Here is a 26,530-nt window from a genome sequence, read left to right as displayed (position 1 = left end):
ATACGACGAAACGTAAAAAAAACACTGTCATATTGAGTCGACGAATATATTACAATTGTGTTACGAATTTGTTACATTTTCGCAATCAATGCATTAACTAGACCCAAAAATTGGGACTTGACACGTTCAGTCGTTTCCATAACTTCTCCATGCGACAGCGGTTGATCCAAAATACCCGCTGCCATATTGCTAATACACGATATTCCGATGACCTCAATCTCTGAATGACGTGCTGCAATGACTTCGGCAACAGTCGACATTCCGACAGCATCAGCTCCAAGAACCCGCAGCATTCGAATTTCTGCTGGTGTCTCATAAGTTGGTCCAAGCAAACCTGCATACACACCTTCACGAAGTGTAAAGCCTTGCTCTTTTGCAATATCTCTTGCAACAGCGCGCAAACGCTTGCTGTATGCCTCCGACATATCTGGGAACCTTACGCCAAGCTCGTTGTCGTTTGGTCCTATTAACGGATTTTTGCCAGTCATATTCAAATGGTCTGAAATCAACATTAGGTTGCCTGCTTCATAATCCATATTGACACCGCCAGCTGCATTGGTAACAAGCAATGTCTTCACACCTAGCGCCTTCATGACACGTACAGGAAATGCCGTTAGTTCCGGACCATAACCTTCATACATATGAAAACGACCGCGCATCAGCAACACCGTTCTGCCCGAAAGTGTACCAATGAGCAGCTCGCCCGCATGTCCTTCAACAGTAGAAATCGGGAAATGAGGAATATCATGATATTGAATCGTAATCGCATTTTCCAAATAATCTCCAAGCACGCCAAGTCCCGAACCCATAATCAAACCAATTTCCGGTCTTTGCTCTGTTTGAGCCTCGATATATTGTGCTGCTTCCTTAATGTTTGCTGCTGTTAGTCCTGCCGAAGTAATTGTTGTCATTCTATTTCCTCCTAAAAGTATGTTCATAAAACGATTTGTACCCAATTGAAAAAAAAATTATTTTTGTTCCCGTGTAATAAGCTCAGACAGGAAGCTGATTCCGTTAGGTGGTGCTGTAACACCAAAATTATCGGCTATTGTTGCTCCAAGATCAGAGAACGTAGAACGTACTTGGAGAGGCCCTGGCTCGTTAAAAGCAGGACTCATGAGCAATATTGGTACGTATTCACGAGTATGGTCTGTACCTGGATGTACGGGGTCATTGCCATGGTCCGCTGTCACGATAAGCAAGTCTCGCTCGCCAAGCTGTTTCTCAAGCAAAGGAATTGCTACGTCGAACTCTTCCAAAGCGGAGGCGTAGCCAATTGGATCGCGGCGATGGCCATAAAGCGAGTCGAAATCTACAAGGTTCGTGAACAGAAGGCCTTTAAAAGGCTGCTTCAGTTGTTCGATCGTTTTGTCGATGCCGTCCGCATTGCTTTTTGTCGGAGTAGAAGCTGTAATGCCTTCTCCGTCAAAAATATCATTGATTTTCCCAATTGCAATGGAATCGAAACCAGCGTCCTTCAACGCATTCAATACTGTTGGCTGTGGAGGCTTCACCGCGTAATCATGACGATTAGGCGTTCGTTTAAAAGCGCCTGGCTCGCCAATATAAGGTCTTGCGATGACGCGCCCTACTGTGAAGCGCTCGTCCATTGTCAGCTCTCTTGCTATTTCACAAGCGCGGTAGAGCTCCTCGAGCGGAATGATGTCTTCATGCGCAGCAATTTGAAATACACTATCAGCTGATGTATATACAATCCATGCGCCAGTTTCCATTTGCTCGGCACCCAGCTCATCGAGTATGTCTGTACCGCTTGCTGGTTTGTTTCCAATGACTTTACGGCCTGTTCGCTCTTCGAAAGGAGTAAGCAGCTCAGGAGGAAAACCGTCCGGAAACGTTTGAAATGGCACTGTCATTTCTAGCCCCATAAGCTCCCAGTGACCAGTCATCGTATCCTTGCCAACGGACACCTCAGCCATTTTACCATAATATGCTGCGGGAGCTTCTTCAGATGGACTCCAATCATGGATGCTCGCTATTCGATCAAGCCCCCACCTTCTAAGATTCGGAAGCTGCGTTGAAGGTGCTTTTTCTATGATATGGCCTAGCGTATGTGAGCCAAGATCACCGAATGCCTCAGCATCTGGCAGTTCACCTATTCCAACGCTATCCAATACGATTACTGTTATTCGATCAAATCTCATATGTATGACTACCTCCTCTGTAATTGGGATTTATCGATGTCGACCATTATTAAGCACGCGGATGAGCTCGAGAATAAACTTCTTTCATTCGCTCTTTGGACACTTGGGTATACTTGAGCGTAGATGATATATCCGCATGTCCTAGCAGTTCCTGAACAGAACGAATATCCGCTCCGTTATCGAGTAAATGTGCTGCTACGGAATGTCTAAGCGTATGTGGCGTAATCTCTTCTTCAATCCCAGCTTCCTTCGCGTACTTCTTTATCGTCTTCCAAAATCCTTGTCTTGTCAAACGTGTTCCTAAATGATTTAGAAACAAAGCCGATTCAGACGCTCTTTCTGTCAGCAATTCATCACGGCCATATTGCAAATAGTCTACAATTGCCTCCGAAGCTAATTTCCCGAAAGGAACAAGCCGTTCCTTTTGGCCTGTACCCATACATTGAATAAATTCTAGCTGCATATTAACATGCTCAATATTAAGCGAGACAAGCTCTGACACTCTTATTCCTGTTGCATAAATGAGCTCCAGCATGGCTTTGTCACGTTTGCCGGCTGCACTTGAGCAATTCGGCGTCTCAAGCAGCTTATTCGTCACAGAGACGCTTAATATGCTTGGCGGCTTCTTCTCCTGCTTTGGGGCCTCCATATAGATAGACGGATTGCTTTGAATAACGTCCTCTGCGAGAAGAAAATGAAAAAATGCTCGTACTGACACGATGTGCCTGGATAACGTAGCGGCTTTCCTGCCCTGTTCCTTCAAGTGGAGCATATACCTCGACATGTGATGCCGCTTCACAGCAGTAAGCTCGGTCAAGCCTAGCTGGTCAATATAAGCTATAAATTGATTCAAATCCCGCTCATATGAAGAAAGCGTATTTGCTGACAAACCTCGTTCTACCTGCAAATGTTGAATGTAGCGATTTAAATGAGCCTTCATTGGACTTCCTTTCACATAAGACACCATTCTAACATGCTTTTCTACAAAAATATTCAACATTCGACTCTATTAATCCTGCTTGAGATCGTTTATCTGCACAACCTTAACAATCCTTTACTCTCCATACCAATAAAACCAGCGAAGCCGATCGGCAGCATCTTTACTGTCTGGAGAATTAGGGTCCGTCACAAAAACCTTCATGGCATGCCCTTTAGGCTCACGATAAGGATGAATAGGTGAAATCGCGTCGGCAAGCCAGCGATAGCCCCCTGTGACGACAAAAAGCAAAACTACAAAAACAAAAATAAAGAAAATACGGCTCGTCCATCTCCGTATCGAGAAAACCATGTAAACCAGCCTCCTTCATTAGCCGATACGTTGTCACTTGTCCATCCGTATCACCATATGAGGAGGCAGGTTCTATTATGTCAATCATCCTTCAATTGCTCGTAAGGAACGTTATTCAACAAATTTTCTAATGGCACATAAGGCTGATTGGTCGCTGTAGCAACCGGCTTATACGTTACTTTACCTGCATGAGTATTCACGCCTTTTTGCAGCGGCAAGCTTTTTTGAACAGCGTTCATGCCATTATTCGCCAAATCAAGCGCATAGGAGCTCGTTACGTTCGTTAAAGCGATAGTCGACGTCCGCGGCACTGCGCCTGGTATATTAGCAACGGCATAATGAACGACCCCGTGCTTCATATAGATTGGATCTTTATGCGTTGTCGGCCGGTCTACCGTTGCAATCGATCCGCCTTGGTCGACTGCTACATCGACGATTACTGCACCTTTTTTCATACTTTGTACCATCGGTTCTGTTACCAAATGTGGTGCGCGTGCACCTGGAATAAGAACTGCCCCTATAAGCAAATCTGCTTTTGCAACAGCTTCTGCAATATGATACGGACTCGACATCAGCGTATGAATTCTTCCGCCAAAAATATCATCCAAATATCTCATACGATCGGCACTTTTCTCCAAAATAACTACATTTGCACCCATCCCCAGTGCAATTTTCGCCGCATTTGTCCCTACGATTCCGCCACCAATAATGACGACCTCTGCTGGTGGAACGCCTGGAACCCCGCCGAGCAGCACCCCTCTTCCACCGTTAAACGCTTCTAAAAACTGCGCACCTACCTGCACTGACATTCTGCCTGCCACTTCACTCATCGGCGTAAGCAGCGGCAGGCTGCCGTTTGCAAGTTGTATCGTCTCATAAGCGATACCAGTCACTCCACTGTCCACGAGCGCTTTCGTTAAGTCAGGGGCTGCGGCCAAATGCAAGTACGTAAACAGCAACAAGCCTTCGCGAAAATAACCGAACTCCTCAGAAAGAGGCTCTTTCACCTTCATAATCATTTCCGCACGCGTCCATACCTCTGCTGYGGTCGCAACGATCTCAGCACCTTCACGCTCGTAATCGCTGTCTTCAAAACCACTACCGCTGCCCGCTCCTGTTTCTACAAGCACTTTATGCCCAGCTCCTGACAACATCGTAACGCCAGCGGGAGTTAAGGCAACACGGTACTCGCTTTGTTTAATTTCTTTTGGTACGCCTACAATCATGCCCATTTCCTCCTCTAAAGCTTTGTGATTGTTGATGCTTAAATAACCGCTTTCTATGTTGTATGAGAGTTCGGCATGGAATGATCGTCCTTTCCATGAACTTCACAGCAAAATATATGTAGAACATAAGCTTCAATTCTATACTTTGTTATATTTCGAAAAATATGTGTCAAAGTGACAAGTACCCATACCGAAATACGTCCTATCCCATAGACTGAAAAAGGAATTGCTTGATTAGGGGGTTCTAGGTCCATTGTCAAAATTAAAAGGTATATTTAAAAGCTGTATTTCTTGTAAATCGTCTCAAAACACCAATCGGAAGCTAATAACACTCCAATCAGCTAAATCCTATAAACGCTGTCTTCGGCATCTCAAACAACTCGGAATTACCCCGTTCAAAACCGTCTCAAAAAGCCGAATCATCGGTTGTCATTTTCATAAAAACTCGTCTTTACAGTCACTCTTGAATCTTCCGCAAGTTAAGCTTGTCGAAAAAGATTTCAAAATCCGCGCTCACGGCCTTCAGAATAATAATACTAGGAAACACAGCTATGCAATGCCCCTGCTCACGCCAGCTACAATACCCGCAATTTTGCCATGGAATGTTATTCGAGTAAAAGCACCCAAAGCATGGGCTAGAACACGGGGAAAATCCATTAATGTCGCTATCCTCGACACAGGAATCGCCAATCATCCCGACTTGAATATCGCTGGCGGGATTAACACAATCAACGGCGGTTCTTACGCTGACGATAATGGTCATGGCACCCATGTGGCAGGCATCGTCGCAGCAACGGGTAGAGCTGGCAAATCATTGGGTACCGCTCCTGAGGTGAATTTATATGCAGTTAAAGCGCTGAATGAGGACGGAGAAGGATTTGTTTCGGATATTATTGAGGGTATCCATTGGTGTGTCAAAAACCGCATGAATGTCATAAATATGAGCTTTGGCGTGCTCGGCTCAGAAAGCAGCGATACGCTGCACAACGCGATAAAACGTGCAGCAAAACAAGGCATCCTAATTGTTGCATCAGCCGGCAATGAAGGTCGTTCAAGCGGAGTAATCGACGAACCAGCTTCTTTTAAAGAGACAATAGCGGTAGCGGCTACGACAAAAGCAAATAAAATAGCTACTTTCAGCAGCAGAGGCAGCGGGATCTCCGTTTCAGCCCCCGGCGAAAACATATTATCCACATGGCTTGGCGGCAAATACGAGAAGCTCTCCGGCACTAGTATGGCTTCACCTCATGTTGCAGGCGGAGCAGCCTTGCTGCTTGCAGGAAAACCTGGACTTAGTCCCTACGCGGTAAAAACAAGGCTGCAAAAAAAAGCGCTGAAGCTGAACAATTATAGTTCGCTTGCACAAGGTGCTGGATTAATGCAGCTTGATCATATTTTTAAAGCTTAAAAGAATGCCAAAACGGCTTGCCGTCCAGTTATGCTGGGCAGCCAAGCCGTTTATGATTGATTCTCATTTGGGTTTGCAAGGTCGTTTTTCTCTTTGCATCGATGACATATGCCTTGAAAATCAAGGCGATGATCGAGCACAAAAAATCCGTATTCCTGCTCTAGCCTTTCTTCTAAAGGCAAAAGCCAGTCTTCCTTGATTTCATCCATAGTTCCACATTGTACACATATGAGGTGATGGTGGTGATGTTTATTGCTGTCCGTACGAAGATCGTACCGCGCTACCCCGTCGCCAAAATTCAATTTTTCGACAACATGCATTTCACTAAGCAATTCCAATGTCCGATAAACCGTTGCAAGTCCGATTTCTGGAGCTTTATCCTTAACTAGCATAAATACATCTTCAGCGCTAAGATGGTCATCTTCATTTTCAAGTAAAACTCGTACCGTTGCTTCGCGCTGCGGGGTTAATTTGTAGCCCTGCGACTGCAACTGTTGTTTAATCTTATCAATCCGGGCTTCCATGATTTCCCCCCTACCACATGACTGCGCCTTTTTCAGGAAAGGTTTCCTCTCATTATAGGGGCTAACATGCCGTAAAGTCAAACATTTTGGTGTCAGATTGTGGCGCTAACGGACGCGAGAAGGGGCGAAACCCAACTGATTAATGTTGGTGAAATATAAGCCTCTAACAATGCTGCTCCTGCAAAAAGAAATAGCATCAGCACAGCTGTTGATGTAAACGAGCCCAACTCAGGCGCAAGTTCCCCCTTCTGCCGGAGGAGCCTATTTTTGATAACGAACATGGAGAAGGATATTGCAGCAGCACTCATGATAACCATTGCCGGTATTGCAATAATATTCTGAGGCGCGATTGAGACCAGCGAGAACAGTACTCCCTTCCACGCATATTGATTGATCAGCGTCCCGACCGAAAACCCAACTAATGCCCCTTTCAAGAAATTAAGCGCGAGCACTCCCGGTATGCCAATCACCGTAATTCCGAGCAGCCATAGTACAAGCAGCCACTTGCTATGGAAAAAAAACCGATCCCAAAACGAATCCGAAGCTCCTGAACCGATGCCCTGATTGATCAGTTGAACATATTGATCTACATCTTGAGCTAGATCCTGCTGCTGCTCCAGCGTCAGTGCATTGACCATCAATGCGCCGAAAATGACACCTACGATAAAAAGAACCGACACAAAAACGTATAACGATAATTGATTTTTGGCCATGGTCACCGGACCTTTCGGAGTTGTTTGACCCCGCCCTAAAATTAGGGCCTTACTTTTAGATAGACCGCTACTTACTCAAAAGCTTTTCGAACCCATCCAAACCCTCCCTTCCAAGGGAGGACCCCAAGGGTTGCACCCTCTGGACACCCGCAACTCGACTAACGTTAGCGATCCTCTGTGCGGATATGCTTGGCTTACTGCGGAGCGCTTTCGTCCCTGCGGGACACGCTGGAAGTTTGTGATTGCATTGCATGCTGCTCAATTCTCGTTTTGAGCTACTTCAAAACTTTTAAAGCCTTCTAACATCAATTAAATCCTTTAAAATCATTTTAAAGAATAGCAGTAATGACTTTTTTGCATCGACTTTTTAAGTTAAAAGCTTTTCGAACCCACCCAAACCCTCCCTTCCAAGGGAGGGCCCCAAGGGTTGCACCCTCTGGACACCCGCAACTCGACTAACGTTAGCGATCCTCTGTGCGGATATACTTGGCTTACTGCGGAGCGCTTTCGTCCCTGCGGGACACGCTGGAAGTTTGTGATTGCATTGCATGCTGCTCAATTCTCGTTTTGAGCTGCTTCGTAACCTTTAAAACCTTTAAAAAGTTTAGTAGCAATGATTTGTCGCATACTTTTTTTTTAGATTTTAGTTAGAACCCTTACAAACACACCCTTCCAGGGAAGAGCTTCAGGTTGCACCCGCAGGTCTCCAGTAACTCTACAAACGTTGGCGGTACTCTGTGATGGAACATATGATTTAAGTTAGAGCGCTTCGTCCTTACTAGACACACTTGGAGATTGTCAGTTTCATTAGTTAGTTATTTAGTTTAGTTACAAACATATAGCCATATAGTAGAAAATTTAAAGGAATTTCAATATTTTTGAAAACCAAGTTTCAATTTTTGGGTGTTTTTATAATTTGCACTGATAATAACAACATAAATTTGTGCTTCTAGAAATTGAGATTGATCAATGAATAGATTAGTTTAAAACAATAAAAATCCACCGCTCTAGATGCTAACGGACATCAGATACCTTATTTAGCTATTTTCCACCTTTTTTCCGATCTTACGGACATAGGATCTCTTATTTAGGTTTAAAAGCATCGATTATGCTCCTTTTCATCCAAATAACGGAACTCATGTCCGTTAGTAGTCTGTTTTGGTCGATTTCTTCACAAATAACGGCTTTCATGTCCGTTAAGAGCGCATTTACCGTCGCAAAAGCAACCTTGATATACACAATGAACCTTGCAGGGCTAAATATGAGAAGTGCGTCCCCAAAAGTAAAAGAACCACCGCAAACCAAAAAATTAACACTCAAAAAAAATATAAGAGCAGTTAAATACAAAAAAACAATAAGCAAAATTAGAAATATACAGCTTACGGTTCTAGAGTTCTGCAGTTCTGCAGTTCTACAGTTCTACAGTTCTACAGTTCTACAGTTCTACAGTTCTAAAGTTATAGAGTTCTAGAGTTCTAGAGTTCTAGAGTTGTTGAGTTGTTGAGTTGTTGAGTTCTTGAGTTCTTAAGTTCTTAAGTTCTTGAGTTCTTGAGTTCTTGAGTTCTTGAGTTCTTGAGTTCTTGAGTTCTTGAGTTCTTGAGTTCTTGAGTTCTTGAGTTCTTGAGTTCTTGAGTTTTAGAGTTCTGCAGTTCTGCAGTTCTGCAGTTCTACAGTTCTACAGTTCTAGAGTTCTGCAGTTCTAGAGTTTACAGAGTTACAATTGTACAAATTTAAAGATTTAAAGATCTACAATCCACAGATCTAACGACCGGAATTCCAGAGATTCACTGCTCTATAGCTCTACAGATCTACCGTTCCAGATTTCCAGAGTTCCATAGCTCTACTGTTCTAAAGATCTACATCTCTGCATCTCTACAGCTCCACGAATGTACATCTCTACGGTTACATAGTTCTACATTCCTATAAATTTACAAAATCACTAAATTACCAAAGGGGTTGTCTTACTTTTCATTATATGAGGGGTTTGAGAGAGGTATGACGGGTATGTTGTGGGAAGACAGGGTCGGTTAGAACCGACCTGTCAAAGTGTATAGTTTCCAAGCGTAGACGGCTAGGATCGTTTTGGCGTCGCTAATACGGCCTTCTTGGATATAGGCTTCAGCTTGCTCGAGAGTGATGGCTTCAACTTTCAAGTCTTCATCTTCGTCAGGATTGATTACGCCCTGCTCCACTTTATCAGTGAAATAAATATATAGCTTCTCATCTGCAAACCCTGGTGATGTATAGAAAGCGCTTAGGAGAGTCAAATCATCAGAGCGGTAACCTGTCTCTTCTTCAAGCTCACGAGCTGCTGCTGTCATCGGATCTTCGCCTGGATCAAGCTTGCCAGCAGGAATCTCGATTTGGAATTTTTCCAGCGGCTTGCGAAATTGCTCCACTACAAGCAGTTTTCCATCCAAAAGCGCCATAACTGCTGCTGCTCCCGGGTGTTTGACGATTTCTCTAGTTGCTGTTCTGCCGTCTGCAAGCGTGACGGTATCAACCTGCAGCGTAATCATTTTACCTTCAAAAATAGGCTCTGTCTTAATCGTTTCCTCACGCCACAACTCAGCTCTTTGCTGCTCTTCCACTCGTATTCGCTCCTTAAAATTGAATTTGATTCTTTCGCATAACTTGTCCTGCCTCTGCATAACTATCATTATATCAAATCGACAGGGGAGATTAATATGAAACAATATGTTGCACTCAATCACTTGCGCTTAGTAGGAAAAGGCTGGGAAATAAAACATCAGCTCCGCAAGCTTTCTGCTTCATCCTTATCAAGAACACCCATGTCCGAATATACAAATGTCATCAGCGTACGCCGTGTTCCTTTGGAAAAAACGAATTAATCATGTCACGGACGCTTGCATTTAGACAAAAACCCTCCTTCCGCGATCAGCCAAAACTGAGCCGCAGGATCGAAGGGCTTTCTGTCATTTTACGGCAAGGCCAATCGAAGCTATTGCTTCTTAAGACCTCTGCTAATCCTATTATGCTTCAGACGCTTGTTTAATAATTTCAACGACAAGCTCAGTCGTTTTCACCAAATCATCAACCTTGATCTGTTCTTTCGTCGTATGAATATGCTCATAGCCAACAGCTAGATTGACTGTAGGTATGCCTAAGCCATTAAAAATATTTGCATCGCTTCCCCCGCCAGAATGGAATGTACGCGGCGTACGGCCGATTGCTGTGATTGCTTTTTTGGCAAGCTGTACTACAGGATCTGCATCATCGTATTGATAAGCAGGGTAAATGATTTCACTTTCAAGCTCTCCCCGTGCACCAAACTCTTCTGCAGCACTCTCAACCGCTTTTCGCATCGCAACAATCTGATTGTCCAGCTTATGCTGTACAATGCTTCTCGCCTCAGCATACAGCGTCACAAAATCACACACAATATTTGTAGCGCCGCCGCCTTCGAATCGGCCGATATTCGCCGTTGTTTCTTTATCTATACGTCCAAGCGGCATTCTTGCAATTGCTTTTGCAGCAACTTGAATGGCACTGATCCCATCCTCAGGATTAACGCCAGCATGTGCTGAACGACCATACATTTTGATCGTAACTTTCGCTTGTGTCGGCGCTGCTACTGCTATATCACCAACGGCGCCATTCGAATCAAGCGCGTATCCAAACTTAGCTTCCAGCTTCGATGCATCCAGTGAACGTGCGCCAAGTAGACCTGATTCTTCTCCTACCGTAATGACGAATTGAATACGCCCATGCGGAATGGACTGCTCCTTAACAACACGGATGGCTTCAAAAATGGCAGAAATGCCTGCTTTATCATCAGCGCCAAGAATCGTTGTTCCGTCGCTTCTTATATAACCATCAGCGTCAAGCTGCGGTTTGATGCCAACACCAGGTGTTACTGTGTCCATATGGCATGTAAAAAAAATCGTTGGTGCTGATGCTGATGCTCCCTCTGCTTCCCATATTGCAAATAGATTCCCTGCGCCATGCCCAGTCTTAGCTGCTGCATCATCTTCACTGATTTGCAAGCCAAGCGCTTCGAACTTTTGCTTTAGCACACGGCTTATTTCCTGCTCGTGTTTTGTTTCGCTATCTATCTTCACCAATTCCATAAATTCATTCACTAAACGATCTTTTGTAATCATTAACGTTTCCTCCGTCCATAACTTTCGTATACAATAGAGTAAATGACAAGCTCATAGCAAGCTATGACGTTCCAAATCAAGAAAGGGGTTTTTCATATGCGCAGACAGCGATTGATTCGAATTGTTGCCATCGTTCTCGTATCGGCATTAGTTTTATCATCCTTGCTAGCTGGTCTTGGATCACTATTTCTTTACTAGATCCAATTCACATCTGAATTCTTTCACAAAATGAGGGAGCAATTGGTTCGCTGCTTCCTCAACCGATAAATCAAGCCCTGTTAAATCATTAAAGGATGTTACGCCGAACTGTTGGATGCCGCAAGGAATAATCCCGCTAAATCCTTCTTCGGCAATGCCAGATTTAATATTAAGAGCGAATCCATGACTCGTAATAAAGCCCCGCTGATGGCGGGCTTTATTAAATTTTACGCCTATGGCCGCTATTTTCAGATCACCGACCCATACTCCTGTATATTCCGGCTTTCTGCCCGCTTCTATACCATACTCGCTCAGCCAATTAATAATGACTTGCTCAAGGCTCCGCAAATAGGCATGCAAATTAAGACCTACTGCATCTAGATAAAGAAGTGGATAGCCGACCAATTGGCCAGGGCCATGATAAGTAATATCCCCGCCGCGGTCGATTTGATAAAAAGAAATACCTCGTTCCTTAAGCTCTGCCTCATCAAGCAGAAGGTGCTCAGGATGTTTGTCAGAACCCATCGTATACGTAGGCGGATGCTGAAGAAGGAGCAGCGACTGATTGCGCTCCTCCTTATCAATTTGCTTTATATATGTTTTTTGCTGCTCCCACGCTTCCGCGTAATCGAGCATGCCTATATATTGGGCATCCAGCCGTCTCAAGCTTTTTGCGTTATCCGCTTCAGCCATGATCGTGCTCCCCTTTTCTAATACAATTTGCTTTCTAGATTAAAACTCTCTAGATTATCCTTCACACGCTGTAAGAAACGACCACAAATAACGCCGTCCAAAATCCGATGATCAAGTGACAGACATAAGTTAGCCATTGAACGAACAGCGATCATATCATTTATGACAACGGGACGCTTCACAATGGATTCAAACGTTAGAATGGCAGCTTGCGGATAGTTAATAATCGGATATGACAAAATGGAACCGAAGGAACCTGTATTGTTAACAGTAAACGTTCCGCCCTGCATATCAGACAGCGTCAGTTTACCTTCTCTCGTTTTACGAGCAAGCTCTTCAATTTCTTTGGCAAGACCGGCTACGTTTTTGTGATCAGCATTCTTGATAACAGGTGTAAGGACAGAATCCTCTGTACCAACCGCCAGCGCGATGTTGATATCCCGCTTCACAATGATTTTATCAACAGCCCACATGGAATTCATGATTGGCACATCTTTGATTGCATTAACGACAGCTTTGAGCAGGAATGCCAAATACGTCAAATTAATGCCTTCGCGCTTCATGAAATCATCCTTAAGCTTATTGCGCAGAAGAACGAGATTCGTTACATCTACTTCAATCATAGTCCACGCATGCGGTATTTCACTTACGCTTTGTCTCATGTTCCGAGCAATTGTATTCCGAATTGGCGTTACATCAATGAAGCTATCACCACGACCAGCTCCCGATGCTCCTTCCACTTCGATTTTTGGGAACCTTGGCGTTTCCGTCAAATGCAGACCAGAAGAACGCACCTGCGCAGCAGCATCTACAGTTCGGGCTGCAGGCACAGCCGCATTCCCGCTAGAGGCTTGATTGCCACCAGCTGCTACATAGGCAAGAACGTCTTTACGTGTGATACGTCCGCCCAAACCGGTTCCTGGAACATCGGTAAGACGAATGGAGTGTTCTGCTGCCAGCTGCTGTACAGCCGGTGAGAAACGATTGCGCATTGGAGCGTCTTGTAAATCTATTTCACTTACTTGTGTGGTAGTTGCCTCTCTTGGTGCAGCCGTCTGGGATTCCGCAGCCCCGATTCCGGCATCCTCAGCAGAACCTTCTGTTTCAATTATGCAGATTGGAGTGCCGACTGGAACGGTCTCCCCCTTGCCAACAAGGATACGAACAAGCTTGCCGGCTACAGTGGAAGGTAGTTCTGCATTCACTTTATCTGTAATAATCTCGCAGACAGGCTCGTAAACATCAACCCAATCGCCAGGCTGCTTCAGCCATTTATCGATGGTAGCTGATACAAGTGATTCTGCTAGTTGAGGCACGACGATTTCCGTCATAGTTTTCATAATTCACATCTCCCTACTGGCCGAGGCGTAAACGGCTACCGCCGTCCTTCGGCGGCGCAGCATACGTTTCGCGGTGACATATAAGCTTAGTACTTTAGACTTCTTATATTTTAATAAAGCGCTAGCTGTCGCATTGCTTCTTTAACTTTATCTTTGTTGAGCATAAAAAACTTCTCGCCCGGCGGGTTGATAGGCATCGCTGGCACGTCTGGTCCACAAAGTCTCATAATCGGAGCATCAAGCTCATAAATCAGCTCTTCTGCGATGATCGCTGAAACCTCTGCACCTACGCCGCCAGTCTTATTGTCCTCATGGATAATAAGCACCTTGCCTGTTTTTCTCACCGCTTCAAGAATGCCTTCTTTGTCCAGAGGCTGAAGCGTCCGTAGATCGAGAATATGAGCGCTAATGCCCTCAGTCGCTAGATCTGCTGCCGCCTGCTCGACAAAATGAAGAGGCAGACTATAACCGATAACCGTAATGTCATCGCCTTCGCGAAGAACATTCGCTTTACCAATAGGAACAATATAGTCCTCTTCTGGAACTTCATCCATAATGAGCTTGTAGCATTTTTTATTCTCAAAAAACAATACAGGGTCCGGATCACGCACAGCTGCTTTTAGAAGCCCTTTCGCATCGTATGCACGGTATGGAGCAACAATTTTCAGACCAGGTGTACCGAAAAATACCGACTCCGTACATTGTGAATGGTACAGTCCTCCAAAAACACCGCCGCCAATAGGAGCGCGAATTACGAGCGGGCAAGTCCAATCATTGTTCGAGCGATAACGGATTTTGGCCGCTTCGCTAATAATTTGATTGGTAGCCGGAAACATAAAATCTGAATACTGCATTTCAGCAATGGGCTTCATGCCATACATCGCTGCGCCGATTGCAACACCTGCAATGGCTGACTCTGCAAGCGGAGTATCAAGAACACGATCCTCGCCAAATTGCTCCAGCAATCCTTTGGTCGTTGTAAAGACGCCGCCTTTGAGACCAACATCCTCACCCAGAACGAAGACATCTTCGTCTCGTTCCATTTCTTCCTTCATCCCTTGGCGAATTGCATCAATATATTCAATAACTGCCATTATTCCGTACCTCCTTGATCAGCATCATCCGCATACACGTGCAGCAATGTAGATTCCGGCGTCGGGAACGGCGCTTTATCGCCATATTCAGTAGCCTCGTCAAGCATCTTGCGAATTTTGGCTTGAAGCTCTGTTTCAAGCTCCTCGGACCAGATCTCGCAATCAATCAGATATTGCTTATATTTTGGGATACCATCTTTCGCACGGTTGGAATCAACTTCTTCCTTCGTACGATAAGCGAGATCGTTATCTGAAGTAGAGTGTGGTGAAATACGGTACATCATTGCTTCAATCAATGTTGGACCTTCGCCTGCAATTGCGCGCTCACGCGCCTCCTTCACAACACGGTACATCTCAAGTGCATCGTTACCGTCAACCTGATATCCAGGGAAGCCATAACCAAGTGCACGATCGGCAACCGTACCTGCTAATTGCTTGTGAATAGGAACTGAAATTGCATATTGGTTATTTTCGCACATGAAAATAACAGGCAGCTTATGTACTCCAGCAAAGTTGCAGCCCTCATGGAAATCGCCTTGATTGCTCGAACCTTCACCAAATGTAACAAAGCTAACAAGAGGCTTGTTTTTCATTTTTGCCGCGAGCGCTATGCCTACTGCATGAGGAACCTGCGTTGTTACTGGACTTGAGCCCGTGACGATTCGCAGTTTCTTCGAGCCAAAGTGGCCAGGCATCTGGCGTCCGCCGCTATTTGGATCTTCCGCTTTGGCGAAAACCGACAGCAACAAATCACGCAGTGTCATACCAACAGAGAGCACGAAGCCATAGTCCCGATAATAAGGTAAAAAATAATCTGTTTCTCGATTAAGTGCATACGCCGCAGCAACTTGTGCTACCTCTTGTCCTACACCTGATACGTGAAAATTGATTTTCCCTGCACGCTGCAGCAGCAGCATACGCTCATCAAACTTGCGAGCAGTCACCATCGTTGCGTACATATCAATTGCTTGCTCATCGCTAAGCCCTAATTCCAAATGACGAACATTTTGCCCAGTAGAAGCAGATTGGGTCATAAGGTGTTCCTCCTTTTGCGCGCTATTATAACCTGGTACTAAGACTTGATCATATACATTATAACTCCAATTGAACCAAAAAGAAAACAGTCTTCATTAGAACGATATCGCTCTATCATCTACGGCGAGCATTGCTTCTCCCAGCGCCTCCGAAAGCGTCGGATGAGGATGGATCATTTGGCCAACTTCCCAAGGTGTTGCGTTCAGAATTCCAGCGAGTGCTGCTTCGGATATTAGATCCGTTGCATGAGCTCCAATCATATGAACACCAACAATATCGTTGGTCTTCCGATCAGCGATTACCTTGACGAATCCTTCTTTCTCTCCTAAAACAATAGCCTTGCCAATCGCTTGAAACGGAATTTTACCCGTCTTGATGTCATGCCCTTTCGCGCGTGCTCCATCCTCTGTCAAGCCGTAAGAAGCAATTTCCGGACGGGAATAGATGCACCTTGGTATCAAATGAGCCTCAATCGCAACGGGTTTCTCACCGCAAATATGCTCAGCTGCAATTATACCCTCATGCGCAGCAGCATGAGCGAGCTGAACACCGCCAATAACATCGCCAATGGCATAAATATGCGGCTCGCTCGTTTGACCGAACGCATTGACCTCGATCACACCGCCCGATGTGCGAACATCGGTATTTTCAAGGCCCATGTTTTCCACATTCGCTTGGCGTCCTACGGATACCAATAGCTTTTCTGCAGTCAATATGACATCACCGTCTTGCGTAGCTGCAACGATAGACACTTCACCGTTTTCGCCTTTATATTGATCGGTCTGCAGTTGAATGCCAGTCAGCACACGTACACCGCGTCCGCGCAGCACTCTTGTCAGCTCAGCTGAAACCTCTGTATCTTCACCAGGCAAAAGGCGGGAGCCCGCTTCTACCAAAATAACTTGTACGCCAAAATCATGCAAAAGTGAAGCCCATTCAACGCCGATAACCCCGCCGCCGACAATAATAACGGATTTAGGCAGTTTGTCCATAACTAACGCTTCATCACTGGTCATTATATATTCGCCGTCTGGTGTTAAACCTGGCAATGTACGAGGACGAGATCCTGTAGCAATAATGAGATTAGTGGATACAACCGATTCCATTTCCCCATCAGGCAGCTCTACGGCCAATGAGCCACTTTTTGGAGAGAAGATTGAAGGACCGATGACTCTGCCCTTGCCTTGAATAATTTGAATGCCATTCTTTTTCATTAGGCTTTGAAGTCCACGATAGAGCTGCTCTACGGTTTGATCCTTACGTTCTTGTACTTTGCCATAGTTGAGCGATATCGCCCCATCTGCCACTTGGATGCCAAATGAGCTTGCTTCAAGCAGCGTTGAATATACCTCAGCGCTTCGGAGCAGCGATTTACTCGGAATACATCCTTTATGTAGGCATGTGCCGCCAAGCTTGTCCATTTCGATAATGGCAACCGATTTTCCTAGTTGTGCAGCACGAATGGCTGCTGTATAACCGCCAGGCCCGCCTCCGAGCACTGCTACATCTACCTGTATAGCCATAAAATCATTCCCTTCTAATAACCATAACTATATACTTTTTTTGCCTATTCATATAACTCTCAAAGATGCCCATTCGCATTGTAACATGTCATCCATCCCTATTGTACCTGTTTTTAATGACGAAAACATCGTCGTTTTACGAAATAGACACTCTACACGTAAAAAGGTATGATAGAGCTAACTGTATATTTTGACCGATAAGGAGACACTGTATTTATGAAATTAGTTGCTGCTCGCTTTATTGCTATCCTCATGCTCGTTATTCCAGGCTTACTTGCTTGCTTCGGTTTTCTGAAAATGAAAGATTCGGTATTCGTGTATTTCTCTGAATTCGGAAATGAAACCATTACGCCAGATTTTGAATGGCTCAAATTTTTACTTGGATTTATCATGTTCGCTGCAGGTGCAGGTTTTATCGCGGGCTGGACTTTTTTTCGCGACCGCAAACGGAACTACGTTGCTCCTAGGTTCAAGCAGAAACGACCTCGTCCGCCAAAGCCACAAAGCTAGTTTTATACAACAATCATAATTAAAACCGCTCATGTTCGGATCGTTTTGATCCTAGCTTGGCGGTTTTTTTGTATGATGAATTCGTAAAAAACTAGGTATAATCCACGTAATCAAGCATTTGCGCATACGCTTTTGGAACCATATACGAAGCTGCCAGCTCCGTCTTATCAGACATAAGAAACATTCTAACGAGCGAGCTGCTCGTTTGCATGTAATGCGTGTATGGAGATAAATAAATCGTATCCGCCAACGTAGTATTACGAATATATTGCTCAAGCTGCAGTTCATATTCTAAATCAGTTGCATTTCTAATTCCCCGTATGACCACGTTAATATCATGCTCATTTATATAGTCAGCCACAATGCCTTCATAAGGAATAATATGGATTTTATCATCCTTTGGCACAGATAAAGCGACAAGCTCCGTACGCTGCTCAATCGTAAAATGATGTTTTTTTGATCGATTATTGGCGACTATAATATGAACCTCACTAAATAATTGAAAGGCTCTCTCTATAACGGACACATGCCCTAGTGTAATCGGGTCGAAACTTCCAGCGTAGACGGCTCTCATCCTGTCACCTCTCCTTGGATATTTTACATAGCGATGATGCTTTCCAAAAAAAATTACAATTGTCCGCATTTCAATTTATGATCTCATCATACAACAACACTATTATGAAATTAACCAAAAGAAATGAGGTGCAATCATGAAAATTGTATTCGATGTTACCGTAGATGGAAAAGTAAAAGAGACAATCCAGCCACAGACGCAGCGCCTAAAAGAAATTCATAGCTTTATAAAAGCAGAATCGCATGGTTTAATCAAGAAATATGGCAGCAACGTTTATTTAAACCGCAGAGTTGTTTACAACTGAGGCATCCTTGATGGCCTTTTTTTTTTGAAAAATCCATTTTATCTTCAATTTTCAACTCCTCCAAGCTTGGCATTCACTTAACTCATATCCATGTCTGTTTTGATTAATCAGATCAATTGTAGGACATCCTCAGCATATAGAAAACTTTTCACCATTCGCCAATAAACATTTTGAATCAGCAAATTCGAATCATGTGCTGCATTCCCTTCCAAATAGGGCTAATTTGTTTGCACTTCTAAGGGATGGTAAAATACTTGGATATGTTTAAATAAATGGAGGTCGTCACCTATGAGTCGACGGAAATTGCATGACAGACTCAAGTTAAAAAAAATCGAAACCCAGCATGGCGAGCAATTCAACAATTTATTGCGCTATGTTTTTCAAGTGACCAATCGCGATTTACAAACCTTTGGCTGGGAAAATAGAGAGATTGCAAAGGCAAAACTTCCCGTACTTCAGTATGCTGATGTTCAAGGGTGGTTTGATGGCGATAAACTTATATCTCAACTTGCTGTATATCCCTTTCAGGTAAACATCTACGGACATATTTATGAAATGGGTGGACTGACAGGAGTCGGAACCTATCCCGAATATGCCAATTTGGGCTTGATGAATAAACTCATGCTGCTTGCCTTAAGCAAAATGCGTGAGCGGAAACAATCGATCTCTTACTTATACCCCTACTCAATTCCTTATTACAGACGCAAAGGCTGGGAGATCATTTCCGATAAAATTTCTTTTGAGGTTCCGGACACTCAGCTGCCTAAGCTAAAAAACGTACCTGGTCATGTTGAACGTGTAACCATTGAACATCCTGACATCAAAACAATATATGAGCAATTTGCCCGCTTGCACCATGGTGCTATGCTGCGAAACGAGCTCGCTTGGGAAGAGTATTTGCGCTGGGATTTAGATGATATGACTGTAGCGATCTATTACGACAATAACGACTCACCTATGGGGTATTTGCTGTATTGGATTGCCGAAGAGATCTTTCACATGAAAGAAATGATCTATATTAACGAAGAGGCACGCACTGGATTATGGAACTTTGTCAGTGCCCATTTCTCAATGATTACGCTTGTAAAAGGGGATATCTATCAGGATGAGCCTCTTGCATTTATATTGGACGACGGGGATATTAAAGAAACCATTGCTCCTTATTACATGGCACGAATTGTAGATATCGTATTGTTCATCGAGCAGTATCCATTTGAAAAGCAAGAAAAGGAAAGCCGACTCGTTATCAATCTCCATGATCCTATGCTTGAATGGAATCAGGGAACCTTCACCCTAACGGTTGACACAAACGGAAAAGGCCATATGACCCATGGCGGCATCGCACCATCGGTAGTTATCGACATTCCCGCTTTAACGACGATGTTAATGGGTTACAAGCGGCCAACCTATCTTGCACGTATTGGCCGTATGCAAGCCGATGACGCGTCCATTCGAAAACTGGAGCAATTGATTAATCAGGAGCGTCCGTATTTCTCTGATTATTTCTGAGAACAGGGTTAGTGATTTTAAATAAGCACCTATTTTCCTGAGGAAATGAGGTGCTTATTTTTCTTTTCCTTTTACCCGTTATGATAGCTTTGCCCGAGAAAAATGTTATGTGATACGACGTACGATGCATCATCAATCACCAACCGTAACGAACCCCATAAACCCTAATTGACTTCATTTCCTCAATATATTAATGTAACGAACTCTAGTTACCTTATTTCTTTTATTTTATCTCTTTTGTTGATCAAAAGTGACTAATAGCGTTTATGTGATTCGTTAGCATCTTTAAACATCTATTTCCGTAAACATAAGCTCGTTACGGTTCGTTAGAATCTTCATGAGGAGAAATCTGATAGATTGAGCCGTAATCACACAATAAATCCTTATTACTTCGTCATTCTCTCTTACGATCACCAACATGCTCAAAAATAGTTTACTAAAACCTTTATAAATAATTTACGTATAATCTCCTTAACTGCATAACTCACATCATGTTCTATTTAACTGTTTAAAATAACCCCTTAATGTAAGATCATTCTTTAATACTCCAAATTTTTAATATAATAACAATTTAATATTTATTAAATATTTTGTCATGTAGCCCCACAAAAAAATCCACTCCTCTTATGGGGTTTAAAGCCCAATAAAGCAGTGGATTCAAATCATATCGAATTTAAAATGACCTAGTTGAAAGGTATGAAGTCACACAATAACTAGATTACGGATAGTTATTAAAAACGAGTTTTCCTTTAACGATTCTCCCTTCTACGTTCAGCTAACTTTATGCTCAATCCTCAGCTTATCAGCCACCATCGCGATGAACTCGCTATTAGTAGGCTTTGATTTGCTGATGTTGATCGTATAGCCAAACAAGTGAGAGATGCTGTCGATGTTGCCGCGAGTCCAAGCCACTTCAATGGCATGGCGGATAGCGCGTTCAACGCGAGATGGCGTTGTTTTGAATTTCTCAGCAATGGCAGGATAAAGAGTTTTTGTGATGGCACCAAGAATTTCGATATTGTTATAAACCATCGTAATCGCTTCACGCAAGTACTGGTAACCTTTAATATGAGCAGGTACTCCGATTTCATGAATGATGCTCGTAATGTTGGCATCGAGGTTTTTCCCTTTAGGGATAGGAACGACGTTGGATTTCATTGAAGAGGAGCTAGTTGTGAAGCTGCCAGTTGACGAGTAAGTTGGGTTCCCAACAAGCTGACGAATACGATTAGCTAAAATATCCATGTCAAACGGCTTCAAAATATAATAGGAAGCACCAAGCTGTACCGCTTTTTGAGTAATGTTCTCTTGGCCGAAAGCAGTCAGCATAATGATCTTGGGCATAGGAGATAGGTTAATTTCTTTCAACCGTTCAAGTACACCTAGTCCATCCAAATGAGGCATAATAATATCAAGGATAAGCACATCAGGAACTTTTCTTGCTTCCTCCAGATGTCTTAAAACCTCTTCTCCATTATACGCGACTCCACTCACACTCATATCACTTTGTTCGGATATGTATTCCGATAACAAGTTAGTAAATTCCCGGTTGTCATCTGCTAATAATACTTCGATCTTATGCAAGTTGTGGTCCTCCCTTAAATGATATTCATGATTTCGCTCACTAGTTGTCTAATCTAAAGTTTTCGACATGTGGAGTTCAATTCCTTCTGTCGAAAATTATTTTTCTTTATTTTTTTACGGGGATTCGATATAATAAAAAATTTATTACATGTACCGATGATGTTCGTTCTTCTTCGACAAATTTCATTGCTCATTTACGCATTGACGCGGTTTTTAGATAAATGGATTTAATTAAAAATAACGCCCGCCTAAGCTGCTGTTCAGCTCAAGTGGGCGTTATTTTCTAATAGCAAGCCATTATGCAGCTTCGCCGATATGTCCGTTTGCCGACTTCAGCAGTACTCCTGCATCCTGCAGCATCCATTCGATAAAGCAACCATATCCTGAAGAGGGATCATTAACGAATACATGAGTGACAGCTCCAACTAATTTGCCATCTTGAATGATCGGACTACCCGACATCCCTTGAACAATACCACCGGTTTTGCTTAACAATCTTTTGTCCGTTATCTTAATAACCAAACCTTTTGTTGCTGGACCAGATTGCTTTGATACATGCACGATTTCAATATCAAAGCGCTCAACCTTCTGTCCATTCACAACAGTCAAAATTTGCGCTGGCCCTTCCTTAACATCTTCAGCAAATGCGACAGGAACAGATTTATCACTGTAACTGTGAGTAGGAACTTCATTCATTTTGCCGAAAATGCCAAACGGAGTGTTTCGCTCAACATTGCCTAATATTTTGCTTTCTTTCACAAAATGCGCTCTTTTTTCTCCCGGCTCGCCATTTTGGCTTTTGTTAATGGACGTAACGCTGGACTGTAAAATCTGGCCTTCGCCAACATCAATCGGAGTTTGTGTGTCCATATCCGTGATAACATGGCCTAATGCTCCATAAACACCCTGATCTGGGGCATAAAACGTTAATGTTCCTACGCCGGCTGCTGAATCACGGATATATAAACCTAACCGCCATGCCTTATCTTCCGCATCAAAAACTGGATTTAAAAGCGTCTTGCCTAATTGCCCATCTCGCTTATAGGTTACTTCAAGCGGCTTCTTCTCATTGCCAGCCTTCTCACTTAGCTCCGCAATCCTGTTTACTTGATTAATGCTTGTACCATCAATCTTCACAATTAAATCGCCTAAACGCAGTCCTGCGGCCTCACCAGGGGATTGTTTCATGCCGTTGCTGCCAGCTACCTGATGATGTCCTACAACTAAAATGCCCGATGATTTAACTTTGACTCCAATCGTTTGACCGCCTGGAATGACACGGAGATCAGGTACAACATTAACCTTTACAGTCTTGAATGGAATTTTACCAAATAATTTCACTTTCATTTTCGTTTGACCGCTTTGACTCGACTGCAGTGACAGTGGTTCATTCAAATTTACGGATAAAGAATGACTGGTTGATCCGTTAATCTGAAGCATTTGAGGGTCGACCGTTACTTCAGCATGAACGGGCACTCCATATTGTAAACGTTTCAGTTGCCCGGAGAATAAACGAAGTTCATTCGGGATTGCGGCAAAATGTTGAAACGGGGTGGAGCTTCCGATCATGCAAATGAAGAAAACGAGAACCAGGCCAAACCATCGCTTCCTTTGACTGGAGTTCAATGATTTCACGCTCCCTGTATTTCCATCGCATGACGAAGAAGGATAAGTCGCCAATGGCGTACCTTTAAGTTACCCTCACCCGTTCGTTTTATGTCCACAAAAACATTCCCTAATTGGCTTCCATTACGCTCCTTTCTGTCTATGTGCCAAATCAAGCATTTCTTGTGCATGATTCCGTGTTTTTTCCGTTACTTCCACTCCGCCAAGCATGCGTGCAAGTTCTTCGATACGTACCGCTTCAAGCAGTTCCGATACAGATGTAGATGTACGCGAACCAATGACTTGTTTTCTTATTTCATAATGATGATCTGCCATGCAAGCAACCTGAGGCAAGTGGGTTATAGAGAATACTTGGCACTTCGATGCAAGCTGTGACATTTTCTCTGCGATAGCCTGAGCAGCACGTCCGCTGACGCCTGTATCGACCTCATCAAAAATAAGTACAGGAACTTGATCAATTTCTGCGAAAATGCTCTTAAGGGCGAGCATAATGCGCGACATTTCTCCCCCAGAAGCAATCTTGCTTAACTGCTTCAACGGCTCTCCTGGGTTTGTAGAGAGCATAAAGATCGCTTCATCCATACCATTGCTATGCAAGCGAATCTGCTTTGTTTCACCCGCTCCTCCGACTGTCGTATCGATTTGCACACGAAACTTAGCCGCTGGCATTTGAAGCTGTCCTAGCTCGTTCTCAATCGCTTCAGACAGCTTTGTCGCTGCATGCTCCCGAAGCTGTGACAATTCCTGTGCCAAAATCAGCGCTTGATCATAAAGCTTCATTTCCTCTGCTTTAAGCTCTTCAAGAAGTTGATCACGGTTCTCGATCTTGTCACGATCCACAATTGTCCTCTCTAAATAAGCAAGTATATCGGGTATTGTTTCCCCGTATTTGCGCTTCATACTATTTATTAAATCAAGCCTGTCTTCAACCTGCGAGAGCTGATCAGGATCAGACTCAATTCCATCTCGATAATCACGAAGCTGGAAAGCAGCATCTTCAGCTTGATAAAAGGCAGATTGAAGCTGTTCAAGTAGTGGATTTAGTTTCGCTGCGTCATAAGTTTGAATATCTATCAGCTTAGCTACTGCCTTGCTAACCATATCAAGCCCTTTGCCTCCATACAAAAGCGAATAGGCCTCCGATACGGCGTCCATTCTCTTCCCTGCATACAATAGCTTGCGCCTCTGCTCTGTTAGAAGCTCATCTTCCAATGGCTTAAGCTGCGCATTCGATATTTCTTCAATTTGAAAACGATATAAATCAAGCATTTGCACATTGTGTCTAGTCGAATTTTCCAGCTCGCGCAATGATGCTCTTGCCTGCTGAAGCTGCGAAAATATGGTCCGATATATTTGCTTCCGTTCAATTAGCAAATCTCCAGCGAATAGATCTAGCCACTCTAAATGCTGTTCTGTTCGAAGGAGTGATTGATGCTCATGCTGACCATGAATATTGACAAGGCATTCGCCAATTTCCCTTAGCATGGTCATTGTAACGAGCTGGCCATTCACACGGCTGCTGCTCTTACCATTTGCAGACAGCTCTCTTCTTATTACTAACATCTCATCACAGGATGCATGTACACCAAGCTTGTTCAGAACGACCCATACAGGATGATTTCGTGGAAGGTCAAATAAAGCTTCCATTTCAGCTTTATCACAACCATACCGTACCATGTCTGCGGAGCCTCTACCGCCGACCAGCAAGCTTAGCGCATCAATAAGAATCGATTTACCTGCTCCTGTCTCTCCTGTCAATACATGAAATCCATGATGAAATGTAACGTTTACTTCTTCAATTACCGCTAAATTCCTTATCGACAACTCACGCAGCATGGCTCTGACATCCTCCTTAGTTCAATAGCTCAAGTAATCGTTCTACTACTTCATTGCTTTGCTTCTTGGTTCTGCAAATCATCAAGATCGTATCGTCTCCGCAGATTGTACCCATTACTTCAGTCCACTCCATATTATCAACCAATGCACAAATGGTATTTGCTGTCCCTGGCAAACATTTCATAACAACAAGATTATCTGTAAAGTCAATATGTACAAAATGGTCAAGCAAAGCCCGCTTAAGCTTATGAATAGGATTTTGCTTCTGATGCTCTTGCGGAATGGAATACTTATATTTGCCTTCACCTGCAGGCACTTTAATTAGCATTAATTCCTTCATATCGCGTGATACGGTCGCTTGCGTTACTTGCATACCTGTCGTGCGAAGCGCTTCTACAAGCTCCTCTTGTGTCTCAATCACACTATTGCTAATAATTTCTTTGATTCGATATTGACGAAGCCCCTTCATAAAAAACCTCCATGAGTTATTGGTCTGCGATGTGAAACGTGACTTTGCGAATCAACTTCTCCCTTGCGTCCACGAATAAAATTCCGTCGCATTCGGGCAAAAGCAGCGAATACACAAGCAAACGATCTCTTACACCGCTCGGCGACCAGTCAATTGGCATCCGGTCACGAGCAGTTTTCACTATATACGTGCAATTATTCATTTCCGCAATATAATCAATGTATAACCGGCTTCCCTTTCCAAGCGGCACATCATCAAGCTTGATTGGAATCGGAACTAAATGTTTTCCTGAAGTTACTTCGTACCCCGCTTGCTCCAGCAACAATATATTTTCATCATCTACTGAAAGAGTACCGCCCTTGCCGAGCGTAAGCCGACTAACACTTGCAGGCTCATGCAGCCAGCGGTGAAACACTCTGAACAGCCACAATACGAACAAACATCCAGCGATCAGCATGATCGCCCAATCACCATAGGTTCCCATCAGCATCCCCCATTCGCAAATGGATTGTATACTTATTCGTTCGCTATGCTGGGGGCATTTTCCTGTTTATGTCGATTGCCGAACGTTTGTTTGCTTTTCTATAGTTTAACAAATGGAGCACTATGCTGTAAAGTAAAAAAGATGCCGGCAGTTATGACGGGACTGACCCCCATTTGTGAGACAGGGATCAAAACACCTTCAAGTTTAAACGGCCAGTCGCCTGTAATCAATCGGCGACTGGTTCTTTAGTTTCGTTTGAATACGAATTGCGTTATAGTAAGTGATGTAGTCTCGAACGGTCTGTTC

At 43.7% G+C, this 26,530-nt stretch carries 27 protein-coding genes; 6 read left to right on the top strand and 21 right to left on the bottom strand.

Translation table 11 applies throughout. The features are described from left to right. Window positions 1-71: 71 nt before the first annotated feature. The 5 genes from AB4Z50_RS25355 to ald all read right to left on the bottom strand — a co-directional run bounded on the left by AB4Z50_RS25355 (window position 72) and on the right by ald (window position 4,676). Window positions 72-911, bottom strand: coding sequence for a purine-nucleoside phosphorylase (locus AB4Z50_RS25355; protein WP_076271395.1), 840 nt, complete (start codon window positions 909-911; stop codon window positions 72-74). A gap of 57 nt (window positions 912-968) precedes the next feature. Beyond that, window positions 969-2,162: a phosphopentomutase gene (gene deoB, locus AB4Z50_RS25350; RefSeq protein ID WP_441883332.1), complete on the bottom strand. Its 1,194-nt coding sequence runs from the start codon at window positions 2,160-2,162 to the stop codon at window positions 969-971. Between the two features lie 49 nt (window positions 2,163-2,211). After that, window positions 2,212-3,102: a site-specific tyrosine recombinase XerD gene (xerD, locus tag AB4Z50_RS25345; RefSeq protein WP_441883516.1), complete on the bottom strand. Its 891-nt coding sequence runs from the start codon at window positions 3,100-3,102 to the stop codon at window positions 2,212-2,214. 114 nt (window positions 3,103-3,216) lie between these two features. Beyond that, window positions 3,217-3,450, bottom strand: a complete 234-nt coding sequence (locus AB4Z50_RS25340) for a DUF4227 family protein (protein ID WP_054024318.1) — start codon at window positions 3,448-3,450, stop codon at window positions 3,217-3,219. Between the two features lie 80 nt (window positions 3,451-3,530). Then, window positions 3,531-4,676, bottom strand: coding sequence for an alanine dehydrogenase (ald, locus tag AB4Z50_RS25335; RefSeq protein WP_441883330.1), 1,146 nt, complete (start codon window positions 4,674-4,676; stop codon window positions 3,531-3,533). Between the two features lie 463 nt (window positions 4,677-5,139). On the opposite strand from ald, the gene AB4Z50_RS25330 reads away from it, so the two are divergent. Then, window positions 5,140-6,084 carry a S8 family peptidase gene (locus tag AB4Z50_RS25330; RefSeq protein WP_441883328.1) on the top strand — a complete coding sequence of 315 codons (945 nt, stop codon included), beginning with the start codon at window positions 5,140-5,142 and terminating at the stop codon, window positions 6,082-6,084. A gap of 50 nt (window positions 6,085-6,134) precedes the next feature. On the opposite strand, the gene fur is transcribed toward AB4Z50_RS25330, so the two are convergent. From fur to AB4Z50_RS25315, 3 genes are all read right to left on the bottom strand, one after another. Continuing rightward, a complete protein-coding gene (gene fur, locus AB4Z50_RS25325) occupies window positions 6,135-6,608 on the bottom strand; it encodes a ferric iron uptake transcriptional regulator (protein ID WP_339203330.1) in 474 nt (157 codons plus the stop codon). Between the two features lie 92 nt (window positions 6,609-6,700). Then, window positions 6,701-7,321: a stage II sporulation protein M gene (spoIIM, locus tag AB4Z50_RS25320; protein ID WP_441883326.1), complete on the bottom strand. Its 621-nt coding sequence runs from the start codon at window positions 7,319-7,321 to the stop codon at window positions 6,701-6,703. Window positions 7,322-9,348: 2,027 nt separating this feature from the next. After that, window positions 9,349-9,918, bottom strand: a complete 570-nt coding sequence (locus AB4Z50_RS25315) for an NUDIX hydrolase (RefSeq protein ID WP_441883513.1) — start codon at window positions 9,916-9,918, stop codon at window positions 9,349-9,351. A 90-nt stretch (window positions 9,919-10,008) separates the two neighbouring features. Between AB4Z50_RS25315 and mciZ the strand changes: the two genes are divergently transcribed. Next, entirely contained in the window at window positions 10,009-10,173 is a 165-nt protein-coding gene (mciZ, locus tag AB4Z50_RS25310) for a Z-ring formation inhibitor MciZ (RefSeq protein WP_339203333.1), read from the top strand. A 141-nt stretch (window positions 10,174-10,314) separates the two neighbouring features. Here mciZ and AB4Z50_RS25305 read toward each other — a convergent pair whose 3' ends face one another. Beyond that, window positions 10,315-11,445, bottom strand: coding sequence for a M20/M25/M40 family metallo-hydrolase (locus AB4Z50_RS25305; RefSeq protein WP_076267034.1), 1,131 nt, complete (start codon window positions 11,443-11,445; stop codon window positions 10,315-10,317). Window positions 11,446-11,508: 63 nt separating this feature from the next. Here AB4Z50_RS25305 and prli42 point away from each other — a divergent pair, with 63 nt between their 5' ends. Next, the gene (gene prli42 / locus AB4Z50_RS25300; RefSeq protein WP_152970601.1) at window positions 11,509-11,643 is read left to right on the top strand and encodes a stressosome-associated protein Prli42; all 135 of its coding nucleotides are present in this window, start codon (window positions 11,509-11,511) and stop codon (window positions 11,641-11,643) included. On the opposite strand, the gene lipB is transcribed toward prli42, so the two are convergent. From lipB to lpdA, 5 genes are all read right to left on the bottom strand, one after another. Then, a complete protein-coding gene (gene lipB, locus AB4Z50_RS25295; protein WP_441883323.1) occupies window positions 11,629-12,336 on the bottom strand; it encodes a lipoyl(octanoyl) transferase LipB in 708 nt (235 codons plus the stop codon). The genes prli42 and lipB overlap by 15 nt on opposite strands. A 17-nt stretch (window positions 12,337-12,353) precedes the next feature. Continuing rightward, the gene (locus AB4Z50_RS25290; RefSeq protein WP_076267032.1) at window positions 12,354-13,676 is read right to left on the bottom strand and encodes a dihydrolipoamide acetyltransferase family protein; all 1,323 of its coding nucleotides are present in this window, start codon (window positions 13,674-13,676) and stop codon (window positions 12,354-12,356) included. Window positions 13,677-13,786: 110 nt separating this feature from the next. Continuing rightward, window positions 13,787-14,770, bottom strand: a complete 984-nt coding sequence (locus AB4Z50_RS25285; RefSeq protein ID WP_441883321.1) for an alpha-ketoacid dehydrogenase subunit beta — start codon at window positions 14,768-14,770, stop codon at window positions 13,787-13,789. Further along, the gene (locus AB4Z50_RS25280; RefSeq protein WP_430057921.1) at window positions 14,770-15,804 is read right to left on the bottom strand and encodes a thiamine pyrophosphate-dependent dehydrogenase E1 component subunit alpha; all 1,035 of its coding nucleotides are present in this window, start codon (window positions 15,802-15,804) and stop codon (window positions 14,770-14,772) included. Before AB4Z50_RS25280 ends, AB4Z50_RS25285 begins: the two co-directional genes overlap by 1 nt. Window positions 15,805-15,900: 96 nt before the next feature. Then, window positions 15,901-17,328 (bottom strand): dihydrolipoyl dehydrogenase, encoded by a 1,428-nt coding sequence (gene lpdA / locus AB4Z50_RS25275; protein WP_441883318.1) that lies wholly within the window; start codon window positions 17,326-17,328, stop codon window positions 15,901-15,903. A 216-nt stretch (window positions 17,329-17,544) separates the two neighbouring features. Between lpdA and AB4Z50_RS25270 the strand changes: the two genes are divergently transcribed. Next, window positions 17,545-17,838, top strand: coding sequence for a DUF2627 domain-containing protein (locus tag AB4Z50_RS25270; protein WP_054024305.1), 294 nt, complete (start codon window positions 17,545-17,547; stop codon window positions 17,836-17,838). A 91-nt stretch (window positions 17,839-17,929) separates the two neighbouring features. Here AB4Z50_RS25270 and coaD read toward each other — a convergent pair whose 3' ends face one another. Beyond that, complete coding sequence (coaD, locus tag AB4Z50_RS25265) at window positions 17,930-18,412, bottom strand: pantetheine-phosphate adenylyltransferase (protein WP_076267027.1); 483 nt, start codon at window positions 18,410-18,412, stop codon at window positions 17,930-17,932. Window positions 18,413-18,548: 136 nt separating this feature from the next. Here coaD and AB4Z50_RS25260 point away from each other — a divergent pair, with 136 nt between their 5' ends. After that, on the top strand, window positions 18,549-18,716 hold the full coding sequence (locus AB4Z50_RS25260) for a mechanosensitive ion channel protein MscL (protein WP_144376707.1): 168 nt from the start codon (window positions 18,549-18,551) through the stop codon (window positions 18,714-18,716). A gap of 288 nt (window positions 18,717-19,004) precedes the next feature. Then, a complete protein-coding gene (locus AB4Z50_RS25255; protein WP_076267026.1) occupies window positions 19,005-20,225 on the top strand; it encodes a GNAT family N-acetyltransferase in 1,221 nt (406 codons plus the stop codon). A gap of 771 nt (window positions 20,226-20,996) precedes the next feature. On the opposite strand, the gene spo0A is transcribed toward AB4Z50_RS25255, so the two are convergent. The 6 genes from spo0A to AB4Z50_RS25225 form a co-directional block, all read right to left on the bottom strand. Next, a complete protein-coding gene (gene spo0A / locus AB4Z50_RS25250) occupies window positions 20,997-21,809 on the bottom strand; it encodes a sporulation transcription factor Spo0A (RefSeq protein ID WP_076266965.1) in 813 nt (270 codons plus the stop codon). A gap of 297 nt (window positions 21,810-22,106) precedes the next feature. Next, window positions 22,107-23,435, bottom strand: coding sequence for a SpoIVB peptidase (gene spoIVB / locus AB4Z50_RS25245; RefSeq protein ID WP_076266964.1), 1,329 nt, complete (start codon window positions 23,433-23,435; stop codon window positions 22,107-22,109). A gap of 123 nt (window positions 23,436-23,558) precedes the next feature. After that, a complete protein-coding gene (gene recN, locus AB4Z50_RS25240) occupies window positions 23,559-25,271 on the bottom strand; it encodes a DNA repair protein RecN (RefSeq protein ID WP_441883314.1) in 1,713 nt (570 codons plus the stop codon). Between the two features lie 16 nt (window positions 25,272-25,287). Further along, the gene (gene ahrC, locus AB4Z50_RS25235; RefSeq protein WP_076266962.1) at window positions 25,288-25,740 is read right to left on the bottom strand and encodes a transcriptional regulator AhrC/ArgR; all 453 of its coding nucleotides are present in this window, start codon (window positions 25,738-25,740) and stop codon (window positions 25,288-25,290) included. Window positions 25,741-25,756: 16 nt separating this feature from the next. After that, window positions 25,757-26,224, bottom strand: coding sequence for a hypothetical protein (locus AB4Z50_RS25230; protein WP_441883311.1), 468 nt, complete (start codon window positions 26,222-26,224; stop codon window positions 25,757-25,759). Window positions 26,225-26,428: 204 nt separating this feature from the next. Further along, the coding region (locus tag AB4Z50_RS25225; protein ID WP_441878013.1) for an IS3 family transposase at window positions 26,429-26,530 on the bottom strand (102 nt) is incomplete at its 5' end.

Origin of the sequence: Paenibacillus sp. 2TAB26 (assembly GCF_052115145.1) — a bacterium.
Lineage (GTDB): Bacteria > Bacillota > Bacilli > Paenibacillales > Paenibacillaceae > Pristimantibacillus.
Note: the sequence above shows the minus strand (reverse complement) of the source record. Positions and strands in the feature narration are given on the sequence as shown.

Excerpts from the sequence above, each read along its gene's own strand:
- coaD (WP_076267027.1), bottom strand. The coding sequence starts at position 18,412 with ATGAGAGCCGTCTACGCTGGAAGTTTCGACCCGATTACACTAGGGCAT.
- fur (WP_339203330.1), bottom strand. The coding sequence starts at position 6,608 with ATGGAAGCCCGGATTGATAAGATTAAACAACAGTTGCAGTCGCAGGGC.
- AB4Z50_RS25285 (WP_441883321.1), bottom strand. The coding sequence starts at position 14,770 with ATGGCAGTTATTGAATATATTGATGCAATTCGCCAAGGGATGAAGGAA.
- mciZ (WP_339203333.1), top strand. The coding sequence starts at position 10,009 with ATGAAACAATATGTTGCACTCAATCACTTGCGCTTAGTAGGAAAAGGC.
- AB4Z50_RS25355 (WP_076271395.1), bottom strand. The coding sequence starts at position 911 with ATGACAACAATTACTTCGGCAGGACTAACAGCAGCAAACATTAAGGAA.
- AB4Z50_RS25290 (WP_076267032.1), bottom strand. The coding sequence starts at position 13,676 with ATGAAAACTATGACGGAAATCGTCGTGCCTCAACTAGCAGAATCACTT.
- AB4Z50_RS25280 (WP_430057921.1), bottom strand. The coding sequence starts at position 15,804 with ATGACCCAATCTGCTTCTACTGGGCAAAATGTTCGTCATTTGGAATTA.
- AB4Z50_RS25270 (WP_054024305.1), top strand. The coding sequence starts at position 17,545 with ATGAAATTAGTTGCTGCTCGCTTTATTGCTATCCTCATGCTCGTTATT.
- AB4Z50_RS25255 (WP_076267026.1), top strand. The coding sequence starts at position 19,005 with ATGAGTCGACGGAAATTGCATGACAGACTCAAGTTAAAAAAAATCGAA.
- recN (WP_441883314.1), bottom strand. The coding sequence starts at position 25,271 with ATGCTGCGTGAGTTGTCGATAAGGAATTTAGCGGTAATTGAAGAAGTA.
- xerD (WP_441883516.1), bottom strand. The coding sequence starts at position 3,102 with ATGAAGGCTCATTTAAATCGCTACATTCAACATTTGCAGGTAGAACGA.
- deoB (WP_441883332.1), bottom strand. The coding sequence starts at position 2,162 with ATGAGATTTGATCGAATAACAGTAATCGTATTGGATAGCGTTGGAATA.
- AB4Z50_RS25230 (WP_441883311.1), bottom strand. The coding sequence starts at position 26,224 with ATGGGAACCTATGGTGATTGGGCGATCATGCTGATCGCTGGATGTTTG.
- AB4Z50_RS25260 (WP_144376707.1), top strand. The coding sequence starts at position 18,549 with ATGAAAATTGTATTCGATGTTACCGTAGATGGAAAAGTAAAAGAGACA.
- lipB (WP_441883323.1), bottom strand. The coding sequence starts at position 12,336 with ATGGCTGAAGCGGATAACGCAAAAAGCTTGAGACGGCTGGATGCCCAA.
- ahrC (WP_076266962.1), bottom strand. The coding sequence starts at position 25,740 with ATGAAGGGGCTTCGTCAATATCGAATCAAAGAAATTATTAGCAATAGT.
- AB4Z50_RS25305 (WP_076267034.1), bottom strand. The coding sequence starts at position 11,445 with ATGATTACAAAAGATCGTTTAGTGAATGAATTTATGGAATTGGTGAAG.
- lpdA (WP_441883318.1), bottom strand. The coding sequence starts at position 17,328 with ATGGCTATACAGGTAGATGTAGCAGTGCTCGGAGGCGGGCCTGGCGGT.
- spoIIM (WP_441883326.1), bottom strand. The coding sequence starts at position 7,321 with ATGGCCAAAAATCAATTATCGTTATACGTTTTTGTGTCGGTTCTTTTT.
- prli42 (WP_152970601.1), top strand. The coding sequence starts at position 11,509 with ATGACGTTCCAAATCAAGAAAGGGGTTTTTCATATGCGCAGACAGCGA.
- AB4Z50_RS25340 (WP_054024318.1), bottom strand. The coding sequence starts at position 3,450 with ATGGTTTTCTCGATACGGAGATGGACGAGCCGTATTTTCTTTATTTTT.